Source organism: Endozoicomonas sp. (assembly GCF_051008435.1).
Classification (GTDB): Bacteria; Pseudomonadota; Gammaproteobacteria; order Pseudomonadales; family Endozoicomonadaceae; genus Endozoicomonas_A.
Map to the genome: position 1 here is coordinate 17,195 of NZ_JBPCXO010000051.1, position 13,530 is coordinate 30,724.

The following is a 13,530-nucleotide window of genomic DNA, read 5'->3' on the forward strand; positions in this document are numbered from 1 at the left end:
AACGATACGCCTGATTTATTTTTTGCACCATTTTTGAGCATTCTTTCGGTTTGATGAGATTCTTTTCGGTGCAGCTGCCCACATTCGGCTTATACTCAGGCAGGGTCAGGCTGCAGAACTGAGCAAAATCAACCGGTTTTCGATACTGGCATAGCGATTGCTTATACCATATCGACACAGTCGCCAATGCGGCACATTACTAAATGTTGGTAAACCGTCAAATCCGATGAACAAGGCAAAGAGTGGGAAAGCTCTGGCCTCACAATCGACCTGCGGTGCTCAACAAGAGCTATAAGTCCTTTGGAGGAATAATAAATGTCCAAGACCCTGAACTTGATCAAGGATCACGATGTAAAATGGGTTGACCTTCGCTTTACTGATACTCGTGGTAAAGAGCAGCACGTTTCCCTGCCAATCAGCGAAGTGGATGCTGAGTTCTTCGAACTGGGTAAAATGTTCGACGGTTCCTCCATTGCAGGCTGGAAAGGCATCAACGAATCCGACATGATCCTGATGCCGGACGACAGCAGCTCTGTTATCGATCCTTTCACAGACGAAACCACCCTGAACATTCGCTGCGATATCATTGAGCCTACCACCATGCAAGGCTACGAGCGTGACCCACGTTCTGTTGCCAAACGTGCTGAAGAGTATCTGAAGTCTACTGGTATTGCTGATACGGCTTTCTTTGGCCCAGAGCCAGAGTTCTTCGTATTTGACGATGTTAAATGGAATGTCGACATCTCTGGCGCTTCTTACGAAATCAACTCTGAAGAAGCAGCCTGGTCTTCCAACAAGTCATTCGAAGGCGGCAACACCGGCCATCGTCCAAGAGTTAAAGGCGGCTACTTCCCAGTTCCTCCAGTAGACTCCCTGCACGACATTCGTGCTGCCATGTGTACCGCTATGGAAGCACAGGGTCTGGGCGTTGAAGTACATCACCACGAAGTAGGTACCGCTGGCCAATGTGAAATCGGTGTTAAATTCAACACCATGGTTGCCAAGGCGGACGAAGTTCAAATCCTGAAGTACGCCGTCCATAATGTTGCTCACGCTTACGGAAAAACAGCAACCTTCATGCCCAAGCCTCTGGTAGGCGACAACGGCAGCGGCATGCACGTTCACATGTCCCTGAGCAAAGACGGTGAAAACCTGTTTGCTGGCGACGGCTATGCCGGTCTGAGTGAAAATGCTCTGTACTACATTGGTGGTGTTATCAAGCACGCTAAAGCTATCAACGCTTTCGCCAACGCTTCTACCAACTCTTACAAGCGTTTGATCCCGGGTTTCGAAGCGCCTGTTATGCTGGCTTACTCTGCCCGTAACCGTTCTGCTTCCATCCGTATCCCATACGTAAACAGCCCTAAAGCCCGTCGTGTAGAAGTACGCTTCCCTGACCCAACTGCTAACCCATACCTGGCGTTTGCAGCTCTGCTGATGGCTGGCCTGGACGGTATCAAAAACAAGATCCACCCTGGCGACGCTGCTGACAAGGATCTGTACGACCTGCCTGCAGAAGAAGCGGCTGAAATCCCGACGGTTGCCGAAAGCTTTGAAGAAGCTCTGACCGCTCTGGATGCCGACCGTGAATTCCTGACTGCTGGCGGTGTATTCACTGATGACATGATCGATGCTTACATCGGACTGAAAAAAGAAGAGTGCGTACAGGTTAGTCAGACCACTCACCCAGTTGAGTTCGATCTGTACTACAGCGTATAAGCGAAGATGACAGGAACTAATCCTGTCATTAAAGCTCTATAGCCTTAAAGCCGGAGTGCCTACCCCCATAGCACTCCGGTTGTCATTTAAGCCCTTCTATTTTTAAATCCCTCAGAACTTCACTATTTCTTTTTGCTCGGACAGTAAACTCTCCAGAGAGCTCTATTTAACTCCCTTTTATCGCCATACTGATGCAAAGACATTGGCAGTACAGTACTCTAGGGTGACTCCGGAATCAGCCGTAGATCATTATGAAAAGAATAATATTTACCCTATTGCTTACTCTGCCTCTGCTTGGTCAGACCTCAGAGATTTATAAAACGGTCGACAAAAATGGCAATGTCACATTCACAGACAGCCCTGGCGCCAATAAAAAGGCCGAGCCCGTTGAGCTCACTCCTATAACCAGCATACCTTCTACCCAAACTTCCAACCGGTCTACCATCAAACGGATAGATGATCAGAAAGAAAACCTTTATCCAACCTTTACCATTACAGAACCCGCCAATGACTCCACGGTAAGGGATAACGGCAACTTCACCGTGAAAGTCAGTCTGAAACCCAGCCTGGCGATAGGTCACAACCTATCCCTGTCAGTAAACGGAGTTCAGCAGGGTAAGCCTCAGAGAAACCCTCAATTTAAGCTGAAAAATATTAATCGTGGCACTCACCTGCTATCGGTGGCCATTCTTGATCGAAATGGCAAAACCCTGAAAACCACCAACAGTACTGTGCACGTACAGAGGGCAGTTTTCAGACCTCCTACACCGGCTCCCGCCCCTTCTCCCTGAGCATCTTTAACGCACCAAACTGGTGCGTTAAAATAAACTGACTTATAATTCGAAGCCTCTAAACCTTTTAACAATGCGCCATGATACAAAAAAGGTCACATACTGAAAGAGGTTGACAACAGTTGGTTCAATTCTTGCCTTAGGTTTTATCAGACAACGGAAAAACAACAACCACTCATCCAGGTGTCAGCCGGTGATCAATGCTTTTGTACTGGAAAATTTAAACACGGCCATTATTGCTCTGGATAAAGAGCTTCGTGTCTCCTATATGAACCATGCTGCTGAGGCATTTCTGGATGTCAGTGAAAAAAGCGGGTTTCAGCTGCCTCTGCCTCAGATTCTTGAGCATGGCTCTATGGTTAAGGATCTGCAACGAGCACTGGAGCAGAACCAGCAATTCACTCGAAGAGAGTCTGAAATTGTGATTCACGAGACTCCGGTAGTGGTTGATTACACCATCACCCCTCTGGAAGACCAACATGCCTACCTGTTGGTGGAAATACACCCAAGAGACCGGCTACAGCGCATCACTCGTGAAGAGTCTCTCATTGCCAAGCAGGAAACCTCTCGTATTCTTGCCCGGGGCCTGGCCCATGAAATCAAGAACCCTCTGGGGGGAATAAGGGGAGCTGCGCAGCTCCTGGACAAACAGCTGGACGATGAAGAACTCAGTGAATTCACCCAGATCATCATTGAGGAAGCAGATCGACTCAGGGACCTGGTCGACCAGATGCTTGGCCCGATTAAACCTCCCAGCATGAACAGCCTGAATATTCATGAAGTTCTGGAAAGGGTTATCCAGTTAATACATGCAGAGACCGGCGGCCAGCTCACCATCATAAAAGATTATGACCCCAGTATTCCCAACCTTCCTGCAGACCGGGAGCGATTGATTCAGGCCATCCTGAACCTGGTGCGAAATGCCATGCAGGCCATAGATCAGTCTATGCCTTTAAGCGACGGCCAAATAAAAATCCAAAGTCGTATATCGAGACAGTTTACGATTGGTAATCAACGTCGGCGACTCGTTTGTCACCTGGCCATTATTGACAATGGCCCCGGAATTCCTGAACACCTCAAGGAAAATATTTTTTACCCAATGATCAGTGGGCGTGCAGAAGGTACTGGTCTCGGACTCCCCATGGCTCAGTACATTATCAGCCAGCATCAGGGATTAATTGAGTGCGACAGCAAACCAGGGCAAACCTGTTTTCACGTCTATCTACCGCTTACGGTTAAAGAGCCTTCCGCTCACCAGGAAAAACAACCGTTTTATAGCCAGCAGTCTTCAGCGGATAAACAGCCATGAGCCAAAAAACAGCCATGAGCCAAAAAACAGCCATGAGTGAAGAAAAACATTTTGCTTCTCCCTCAAACATGAAAAGCAACATAACCAATGTTTTTCACGGCAAACAACAGGAGTGAGTAATGAGTATGGATTCTAAAGTCTGGATTATTGATGATGATCGTTCTATCCGCTGGGTGCTGGAAAAGGCGTTAGCGGGAGAACAGATCGAAATAGATGCCTTTGATTCTGCCGACAAGGCTCTGCGAGAACTGCAGTATTCTCAACCCGAAGCTATTATCAGCGATGTCAGAATGCCTGGCACCAATGGGTTGGAGTTCCTCAAGGAAGTCCACGAGACCTATCCGGATCTGCCCGTCATTATTATGACTGCACACTCCGATCTTGAAAGCGCAGTATCTTCTTATCAGGGAGGAGCTTTTGAGTATCTCCCAAAACCTTTTGACATAGACGATGCCGTTTCACTGGCCAAACGAGCCATTGAACACAGTTGCCAGAAAAAAACAGAACAGGTTATTGAAGCCGTTGATAATGGCACCGAAATTATTGGCGAAGCCCCTGCCATGCAGGAAGTCTTTCGTGCCATAGGCAGACTGTCACAGTCCAATATTACGGTGCTCATTAATGGTGAATCTGGCACCGGTAAAGAATTGGTTGCTCGCGCACTGCATAAACACAGCCCAAGAGCCAGTAACCCTTTTATTGCCTTGAATATGGCAGCCATCCCCAGAGACCTGATCGAATCGGAACTCTTTGGTCATGAGAAGGGAGCTTTCACCGGTGCCGGAGCCATGCGCAAAGGACGCTTTGAACAGTCCCAGAATGGCACACTGTTTCTCGACGAAATAGGTGACATGCCTGCAGAAACACAAACCCGATTACTAAGGGTACTTGCAGATGGCGAATTCTACCGAGTCGGTGGCCATACCCCGGTAAAAGTCGATGTTCGTATTATTGCGGCGACTCACCAGAATCTTGAGAAGCTGGTTGAGGAAGGCACGTTCCGGGAAGACCTTTTCCACCGCCTGAATGTTATCCGGGTTCACTTGCCCAAGTTGAAAGAGCGATCAGAAGACATTCCGGTCTTAGCTAGACATTTCCTGGACAAAGCAGCAACAGAACTAGCGGTGGAACCCAAAGTTCTGACTCATGAAACAGCGAAATTTATTGCCAGTCTGGATTGGCCCGGCAATGTCAGGCAACTGGAGAACACTTGTCGCTGGCTAACAGTCATGGCCTCGGGTCGTGAGGTGCTGATCTCAGACTTACCCCCTGAGCTGCTGAGTCAACCCGATAGCGGCCCAGTTACTCCTCAAGCAGGCAATTGGGAACAACAACTTCGTCTATGGGCAGACAGGGAGCTTGCAGCGGGTCATAGCGGTATTCTCGACACAGCGGTTCCCGTATTTGAAAAGATCATGATTGAATCTGCGCTACAACACACGGGTGGCCGAAAAAGAGATGCGTCAGAGCTATTGGGCTGGGGAAGAAACACCCTGACCCGCAAGATGAAAGAACTCAGTATGTCTGACAAAGCGTTGACTGAGTAATCTTACCAGTAAAAAAGGGAGTCGGCTTTCTGACACTGAACTCCCTTTAGCCCGCACAATTTAACCGATTATCTTTAGCCTTCAGAGCCTGTAACCCCCTTAAGGCTACAGCTAGCTTCCGCTCCCTATACTCCATGTATCAACACCATTTAAGATGTAGGTGTCACATGGAAGTCAATACCTCTCTGCGCAACAGTCTGCTATTCCCATTAATTTATTGTGTGTCCATTCTTGGTCATTGCGCCCAGCAAGGCAGCCTAGGCTACACCTCTTCTGGCAGCTTCAAGATTACATTAACCATCCACCCTAAACTCAGCGCTCAAGTAGCCAGCTCTCGTCAACTGATCTCCGGAAAAGAGATCACCCAGGCTGAATTTAACAAGAAAGAACCTCTTTGCATTCAGGGAACAGGTATATCTCTCTACAGTATTACTGCAACAAACCTTAGCAAGAAGGAAGGCTTCCTTCTGGAGACACCCCAAGAAACTATCCCCTATGAAGTGGAGATTTGGACTGACGCTTCTTCTCGTCAACAATTAAACAACGGTATTCCAAGTCAGTCATTGCCTGTCCTTTCACCCAACACAGCATGCTCCATGAGCGGACCCAGCATCGCAGTAAAGCTCCAGAACCCTGTTACATCTCAGACACGTCAAGGAGCACTGGAACTCACCATCAGCGCTGAATAATGGGTTTACCAAGTACATCAGTACACATAAAATGGAGCTTATTATAAAATAAAGATTGTTTTTATTATGAGCTCTACCTATCTTCGCCATTTACCAGCTGTATTAGTTATTTTGCTAGGCCTTTTTAGTCAGAGCACCCTGGCCAACATGTCTCTGGATCGAATGATTGTGTACTTTAATCCGGGAAAAACCCCCAGACAGGACATAGTGGTCACCAATCCGGATAGAGAGAATCTTTATCTGCAAACTGAAGTTTACAAAGTAGTCAATCCAGGTACGGAGAAAGAAGAACGAATCCGTATTACTGATCCGGCATTGCTAAAACTACTGGCAACCCCTCAACGAGCCATTCTCCCTCCTAACAGTCGAAAAACCATCCGCTTAGTGAGTCTGGAAACCCCTAAAGACAAAGAAAGTGTTTATCGAGTTACTTTTAAGCCCGTCACAGGTGATTTGCAGGCAAAGCAGAACGCTATAAAAATCCTGGTTGCCTATCAGGCCCTGGTATTCATACGTCCGAACAAACCAGAATATAATGTTGCCGCTCAAGCAGCTAAAGAAACTATTACGTTTACTAATTCAGGTAACATCAATGTCGTTTTAAGGAATGGTCAATACTGCACATCAGGCCAATCAGAAAGTTGCACGAGCCTGGCTACAGGAAGCCGAATATACGCTGGAGAAAGCTGGTCTATGAAGCTGCCGAAAGGAGCCCTTAAAGGAAAGGGGTTTATTCAGTTTGGCCTGTTTGACGGTCTGAATGAAGAAACAAGAAAGTTTCCTCTTTAATAGTCTTAAGAATTTTACATAGAAGCTGGATTAGGTATCAATCCGGCTCCACCACAATAGTGATGGTATCCTGATAGACACCTGCAGGAAGGCTGTTAGCACCACCTGCGGTTTTCACTTCGAGCTCCATATTATTATTGGTATAGTCTGAACAGTTCTGACTGTCAGCGCCTTTCCACACATAAAGTGGAATGAAGTTGCTGTCATTGGGTGTAATCGTTTTACGTGTATTATTGCGACCCTGCTCTCGAATCATTAAGTTATAATCGAACTCACTTCCTCCAGAGCTTTGTAGCACGAAGCGATTGATCTCATTGGAACCATAAGCCCTCAACTTGAAATCGGATCCTCCTTGAGAAAACACACAAAAAGAAACCCAGCCGCTGCTTACAGAGCCGTTTCCAGACGGCAGATATATATCTTTCAAGCCACTAACTCTGACTCTGTCTGGAATTTCTATATCGACATTGACATTTGCACTGTCCAACCACTGGAAAATACGGCTCATTCCAAAAATATCGACAGAAGCTGTATAAACTCCGGGAAGAGCAGCATCTGCAAGTTCGCCCTGAATGGTAAGCTCCAATTTACCTGTTACAAAGCTTAATGAACCGGAATCGAAAATCATCCCCGAGTCTGATGAAGGTAACAACAAATCAAAACTCCGCCCATCATGAGAAAACACCAGTGATTGAATAATGTTCAGCTCTTGGGAACCGTTTGAGAAAACTATCTGAGATGTATTCAGGTTACCTATGCTGTAAAAGTCTGAATCATTGATTAGAGAATTTTCACAACTACGCCCCAAAAAAAACCAGCACGCTTGCAAAGAAATATCTAACTCAACAGTTGCTGTGCCTCCACTCCATTTGGATGGAAAAGATGCCTGATAAGAGCTACTTGAAAAAGTAAAGCTGGCCAAAGACTTAGGGACAAACAACAAAAAGCAGTGAATGATTATGACAACAAAAAATTTGTACATATTTCGCGAAACAACTCAGCAATTTATAAAGGCGACACAGTTATAGTCATGGTATCACTGAACAAACCTGCTTCAGAAGCCTGAACATCTTTTCTCTTCATTCTTACTCTAAGCGTCATGTTCGTGCCGCCATTACAATTGATTAAACTACTGGCAGTCCAGGCATTTCGGAAATCATTACTTCTTTGCCCCTTAAAACGATAGGTCAGCCAGCGATTCTCACTGGGTGTGTAAGCTCTCATTCTATAACCTACACAGTCACCCGGCTGATTACATTGTCCTGACTTGCTCAGCATGTAGTAGTTGCCCGGATCACTGCTACCATCAAAATCCAGTGTAACACCACCTGTATTGCTGAAGACGCAGACCTGCTGGTCTGCATCGAGGTTGTTACCATTCAGGTTTGAAGCATTAAGGGTAATATCTTTTAAACCGGAAACCTTCGTCAACTCGGGTATTTCAATAGGAATTCGGACAAAAATACTGTCCAGATGACGAGTCTGGTACATATCTTCACCGGCAATATAAAAGTCCAGATTATAGGTACCTGACGGTAATTGCTGTAATCGGTTTGAATCAAGAACAAACGAGAAAGTCCCTGTCACTATTGTATCGACATTGGTATCAAAAAAACTGCTCACTAGACTGTTTTGATCGTGTGTCCACTCACCGGGGACAAGAGCTCCGCTATTTGAGCCTTGTGAAAAACTGGCAGATAGCAGAAAGTCCGATAATTCCGTCGCATCATAAGACACCGGCTCGGTACCAGGCGTGATTGAGCTTTGCGAACCTGGATTTTCATCCGACAATGCCAAACGATATTCCTGCCCAACACAGCCACTATTACAGTATGAGCGAAAGTTAACAGTAAACGTGTAGGTAGGATTTACCACCCCTGGATTCCAGGTTAACGGGCTTGCAACATAGCTATCAAAATCAAAAAACGCTTTAGCACTACTCACCATAAAAAGTAACATCAAAAGAGAGAGTTTGAGCTTCATGATTGATCCCCCCTTTTGGTAATCGCTAACTGACCTTCCAGAATCTGCTTACACTCAGTGCTCTCCAACTCAATCGTTCCCATTTGTTGAACATAACCCTGTGTCAAAGGCTCAACAGGTAACTGACACACCCAGCCATTGTCCAGCTCAATACTCAATGCGCCGGTATTTGAGCGAGACTCAACCTGAAACATACCTATATCATCAGTATTGCCAGGGTAAAGCCCCCCGGTAATCTTTGCTCTGGAGACAGGCCTGCCTTTGAACAACACTCGACCAAACAAAAGTTGCAGAGGGATCGCCTCATAATCCAGTGTCACTACATTGCCTGGATATAAGGTGACCTGCTTTTCTCTCTCGTCAAAACTGTAGAGAGTATTTCCAGCCGGACTCAATACAACGCTGTATTGATCAAACGGGCTCAGCGAGATCACAGAAGGCTCTCCTGCTACAGCGTATCCACGACGCTGACCATTCACCTTGACATCAAACACGTCCCCTTCCCGACCTGAAAGGTTAACCACCAGAGCGCTTTCTGAAACTTGCTCCCCCCCCATGGCAAACACATTTCCATCGGTTAGAAAGCTGGTATTAAAACTGCCACCATAGGAAGTAATATCATCGTCATCACTTATGCTGTGAAGTATATTAAAACTGGCCCGTCCAAATCGGTTGGCGTATTGAATGCTGGAATCAGCACTCTTTGAAAGCCGGTCAGATGTTATACCTCCACTCACACGCAGATCGCCATCATAAAGATCACCATCAGCCCAATTCGTCGAGAGTCGCAAACTTTCTGAGCGATCACTCTGACCATTGTCGTTACGGCTCTCAAACCTGGGATTGGCATTAAAATTCCAACGATTCTGCTTAAATCTGAATTCAAAACTTAAGAGGGCTATATTGCTACTCTCTGTTTTACTCAGACTTAACGAACTGGAAATATCAAAAGTGCTGGATCTGAACAGCGTGTAACGATAATCCAGGCTTTGAGTCTCTGTTTTTTGGTCATCTCCTGAACGGTTAAAGCTATAGCGGAAACCCAGAGTACCTGAGCCCAATGGAGTCGTTGCAGAAAATGACTGCTGCTCAAAAGAATTGCCTAATAAAGAGGGTCTATCAGGATTTTCTTCAAAGGGTTCATCCCGCCACAAATGACGATAGTTAGCCCCTAATGAAACAGATCCAAGCCAGGTACGTGCAGAAAGTTGTCCCCCGTAGCTGCCTTCGTCAGACCACATAAATGAAGGCGAAAGCTCGTAGCGGTAACCCAGATGATAAAGGCCCGCCTCAAATAGTGCACTATCACGGGTTGAGGCTATGGCAACGGTTCCTGCCAACGTATCATGAAGCCTTCTACTCAATCCTGCACGGCTCAACCACTGCTGTGTTGCAACCGGTAAAATGTCATCGGTCGTACTGTTCATTACCTGTCCGGTTTCAGCAAATAATAACCACTCGCCCACAGGAGGCAGTTGATACTGTTTGGCAAAAAAACGGGTTTCTCTGGAAACCTCATTGCCCTGCTCGTCCAGAACCCTGATTTCAATATCATAAGCGCCACTAGGGTATGAACTTGTATCAAGTTGCTGAACGCCCGCTTCGTAAAAGCTACTGGCTATCAAACGTCCATCTTTTCTGATCTCTACACGTCCACGAACAGGTAAAAATATTTCAACCGGCATACCACCCGTAAATTCACCGTCCTCACGAGTATTACTGGAGGTACTGATACGAGCACCCACCATTTTTTGATCTGAAGTGAAATTCAAACCAAACCCTTCACTATTCAACAAGCCAAGGCTGTACTCTAACCCCTCAAATTCCCTCTGGCCGAATAGCTGGGTTACAGACAAGTGATTGCTTTTTGAATAATCCCAGCTGCCAAGAAGACTGTTTTCACGTAAAGCCAACATGGTTAAACCATTAAGGGTGTAATCATCGTCTCTGTTCTCTGCATCCGATCCTGAAACGGCAGCAGAGAAAGTCTGCATCATGGCAAAACCTGCATCGGAGGGTGGCAGGTACTTTCGTATAGCGGCTGCCCGGGAAAGCATGAATCGAGGGTTTATGAAAATATCAACCCGAAAACGGGACTCATCAAAAACAACACCCGCTATAGGTGGCTCAAGTAATTGACAGGGCTGCCCGGTATCAGGGCGACAAATATTAGCTTCATTAGCATTAAGCTCACCTGAAAGAGCGCTACCAATCAACTCTTGATCATTAATATTGCCAATTGATTGGATAATCTCGACAGTGCTGGAAAACTGAAAGAATCCCGGGCGAAAAGAAGCCAGTTGAGATGTGATGTATCTATTGCCGAAATAAACGTCAACTAATGATTGTTGTGTTTGACTTAAATCTTCAAAACCAGGAGGTGGATTACTTGAAGCAATAAACAGTGGTTCAACCGCATGCGCCACACTGAAGATGGAAAATGTAATGATTATTATTCTTTTGCACAGCCATCGACGCATAACAACAACTACTACTACTGCCCCACTCAGGCCTGAACATCCATATCTCCGGAGACATATATGGCAGAAAAAACTGCCATATATAAACTTGAAAGCTACTGAGGAGTAATTGTTAATGTGACTGTATCAGAAAATGCTCCGCCCGCAAGGCTTGCTACAGAGGCAGGAAGCCAAACACTTATTTGTGCATTTTCACCAGTACACGCTATAGATGGATCAGGCTGAGAAGCCAGCGCTCCTGCATCTAAGTGATTACCTGCCTGACTGGTCACATTGGCGTCTGTGCCATGATTAACAGAAGCGTTGTCTAAAGAACCATTACCAATCCCTAAACCTTCTACTTTAATGTCGTAATCAACAAAGGTACTAGCATCGCTACCACTACCAACTAGTCGAAAGCTATTAGTACTGGCAATTTCAAGCTGGTATGTATTCGAATTAGCGGCTTTATTGGAATAAATACAGATATCTTCAGTTGCAGGCGTTGCAGCAACATTTGCATCTGTTAGGTTGAAGTCTCCCAACCCCCAAATTCGAGCAACAGTACCCTTCTGGAAATTAATATCAAAATTACCGTTAGACGTTTCACCAATAGTTCCATCGGTAGCTGCCATCACAGAAGACGCACCCAAGCCAACAGAAACAGCCATAGCAACTGCAATTTTCTTGAACTCCATAAAACACTCCATATTACGTTTTATTATTTTGTTATCACGCTCAAACGCTTCCAGGCGGCTTTATAGTCATCCTTGTGCTGTCCAGTTCTACAGGGTAAATCTTACACAAAAAGAAAAACATACAGGCTGTTAACTAAACTTCCACTGCCGTTTTATTGTTCTATTTTCTGATTTTTCCTGGGTGCTGGCATTATATTTAAACGCAGATTACCACACAAAGCTGGCCATAAAAACAGCAAACTAAAGACTATTTCTTTATGTCAATAGTACGAGTTTAAAGTATTGGAAAATACGATTGCTATTTTTGTTACCTTCATCGCATTTTTACCACATGGCACAATGACTGATGAATGACGTAAAGGTGAAGTATCGAGAAATACCTCTGAATGATGTCATAAATAAGGCACAAACTTTATCTCTGTCAGAGTGTAAATTTTCTTTCATCAAAGGAGGGGTTGTCTAAGATTAGTGAAGTAGCTTCTAAGGCAGTGAAGTATTCGAAGCATGTATCAGCAAACCCTCAGGGAATTTATAGAGGCTTCTGAAGATGGATCTGTCACCTTACGATCAATGTCGCTGCGATCAAAAACAATGCCGTGTCGGACGTACCTGTAACATCATTGCTCTGCTGCTAACCATGGTTCTGATCTCAGGACTGGCTCAGGCTTGTGTTTGATAAGCGTTAAGAACGGTTTTTTTAAAGCGGATACAGTGGATAAGAAATGAACTGTGGCGGGTAAACCACCTGCCACAGTTCATGATGCCAGCCAAATCCCTTTCAGCTGACTATGCTTTCGCATACGGCTTACCGTGACCACTCATAGGAGTGACTCACAGTAATCTGATTGCGTCAGTCCCTTGACGCGTGTGTTTCGACTTCCCTGTCAGGCTGCTTCCAACCCTGGTGGCAGCCATGTGAACTATTAGATGCAAACAGCCCTTTGAAGTTTCCCGTCGTCATCAATTCTGACCGGATTGGTTAGATTCACTGACAGTCAGGCAGTGAAAAGCCTTATACTCCTCTCTCCATGTACTGAATCAGTTCCAGCCAACATGCTTGATATCGTTCTATACCAGCCAGAAATCCCTCCCAATACCGGCAACATCATCCGACTTTGCGCCAATACCGGATTTCGGCTGCATCTGATCAAGCCCCTGGGCTTTGATCTGGATGACCAGCGTCTGAAACGGGCTGGACTGGATTACCACGAGTATGCCAACTTGCAGATTCATGACGACTATCAGGACTTTCTTCAAAAAGTGAAGCCCACAAGAGTCCTGGCTTTAAGTACAAAAGGCACGACTACCTATTCAGGGCATTCATTTAAACCAGGGGATGCTTTGATGTTTGGTCCGGAAACCAGAGGCCTGCCAACCGAAATTCTGGATAGCTTGCCGAAGAGTCAGGTATTACGTTTACCGATGTTGCCTGACAGCAGAAGTCTGAATCTATCCAATACCGTCGCAGTTATGGTGTATGAGGCCTGGAAACAGTTGGGATTTCCCGAAGGGGTATAAGAAGGGAAAGTGCCGGGCAGAAACCCGG

General features: G+C 45.8%; 12 protein-coding genes. 8 read left to right on the forward strand and 4 right to left on the reverse strand.

The genetic code is table 11. From position 1 onward, the window contains the following. Positions 1 to 315: 315 nt before the first annotated feature. From glnA to ACR2PX_RS02275, 6 genes are all read left to right on the forward strand, one after another. Positions 316 to 1,719 carry a glutamate--ammonia ligase gene (glnA, locus tag ACR2PX_RS02250; protein ID WP_433997734.1) on the forward strand — a complete coding sequence of 468 codons (1,404 nt, stop codon included), beginning with the start codon at positions 316 to 318 and terminating at the stop codon, positions 1,717 to 1,719. A gap of 251 nt (positions 1,720 to 1,970) precedes the next feature. Next, a complete protein-coding gene (locus ACR2PX_RS02255) occupies positions 1,971 to 2,510 on the forward strand; it encodes a DUF4124 domain-containing protein (RefSeq protein WP_433997735.1) in 540 nt (179 codons plus the stop codon). A 193-nt stretch (positions 2,511 to 2,703) separates the two neighbouring features. Next, positions 2,704 to 3,819 (forward strand): nitrogen regulation protein NR(II), encoded by a 1,116-nt coding sequence (glnL, locus tag ACR2PX_RS02260; RefSeq protein WP_433997736.1) that lies wholly within the window; start codon positions 2,704 to 2,706, stop codon positions 3,817 to 3,819. Between the two features lie 119 nt (positions 3,820 to 3,938). Then, entirely contained in the window at positions 3,939 to 5,366 is a 1,428-nt protein-coding gene (gene ntrC / locus ACR2PX_RS02265; protein WP_433997737.1) for a nitrogen regulation protein NR(I), read from the forward strand. A 167-nt stretch (positions 5,367 to 5,533) separates the two neighbouring features. Then, positions 5,534 to 6,055 (forward strand): hypothetical protein, encoded by a 522-nt coding sequence (locus tag ACR2PX_RS02270; RefSeq protein ID WP_433997738.1) that lies wholly within the window; start codon positions 5,534 to 5,536, stop codon positions 6,053 to 6,055. A 66-nt stretch (positions 6,056 to 6,121) separates the two neighbouring features. Then, positions 6,122 to 6,844: a fimbrial biogenesis chaperone gene (locus ACR2PX_RS02275; protein ID WP_433997739.1), complete on the forward strand. Its 723-nt coding sequence runs from the start codon at positions 6,122 to 6,124 to the stop codon at positions 6,842 to 6,844. A gap of 37 nt (positions 6,845 to 6,881) precedes the next feature. On the opposite strand, the gene ACR2PX_RS02280 is transcribed toward ACR2PX_RS02275, so the two are convergent. The 4 genes from ACR2PX_RS02280 to ACR2PX_RS02295 all read right to left on the reverse strand — a co-directional run bounded on the left by ACR2PX_RS02280 (position 6,882) and on the right by ACR2PX_RS02295 (position 11,984). Continuing rightward, positions 6,882 to 7,826 (reverse strand): hypothetical protein, encoded by a 945-nt coding sequence (locus ACR2PX_RS02280; RefSeq protein WP_433997740.1) that lies wholly within the window; start codon positions 7,824 to 7,826, stop codon positions 6,882 to 6,884. Positions 7,827 to 7,849: 23 nt separating this feature from the next. Then, positions 7,850 to 8,827 carry a hypothetical protein gene (locus tag ACR2PX_RS02285; RefSeq protein WP_433997741.1) on the reverse strand — a complete coding sequence of 326 codons (978 nt, stop codon included), beginning with the start codon at positions 8,825 to 8,827 and terminating at the stop codon, positions 7,850 to 7,852. Further along, on the reverse strand, positions 8,824 to 11,307 hold the full coding sequence (locus tag ACR2PX_RS02290; protein WP_433997742.1) for a TcfC E-set like domain-containing protein: 2,484 nt from the start codon (positions 11,305 to 11,307) through the stop codon (positions 8,824 to 8,826). The genes ACR2PX_RS02285 and ACR2PX_RS02290 overlap by 4 nt, the downstream gene beginning before the upstream one ends. Positions 11,308 to 11,402: 95 nt before the next feature. After that, the gene (locus ACR2PX_RS02295; protein WP_433997743.1) at positions 11,403 to 11,984 is read right to left on the reverse strand and encodes a hypothetical protein; all 582 of its coding nucleotides are present in this window, start codon (positions 11,982 to 11,984) and stop codon (positions 11,403 to 11,405) included. A gap of 547 nt (positions 11,985 to 12,531) precedes the next feature. Between ACR2PX_RS02295 and ACR2PX_RS02300 the strand changes: the two genes are divergently transcribed. Beyond that, the gene (locus tag ACR2PX_RS02300; protein ID WP_433997744.1) at positions 12,532 to 12,660 is read left to right on the forward strand and encodes a hypothetical protein; all 129 of its coding nucleotides are present in this window, start codon (positions 12,532 to 12,534) and stop codon (positions 12,658 to 12,660) included. A gap of 377 nt (positions 12,661 to 13,037) precedes the next feature. After that, on the forward strand, positions 13,038 to 13,502 hold the full coding sequence (trmL, locus tag ACR2PX_RS02305; RefSeq protein WP_433997745.1) for a tRNA (uridine(34)/cytosine(34)/5-carboxymethylaminomethyluridine(34)-2'-O)-methyltransferase TrmL: 465 nt from the start codon (positions 13,038 to 13,040) through the stop codon (positions 13,500 to 13,502). Positions 13,503 to 13,530 lie beyond the last annotated feature (28 nt).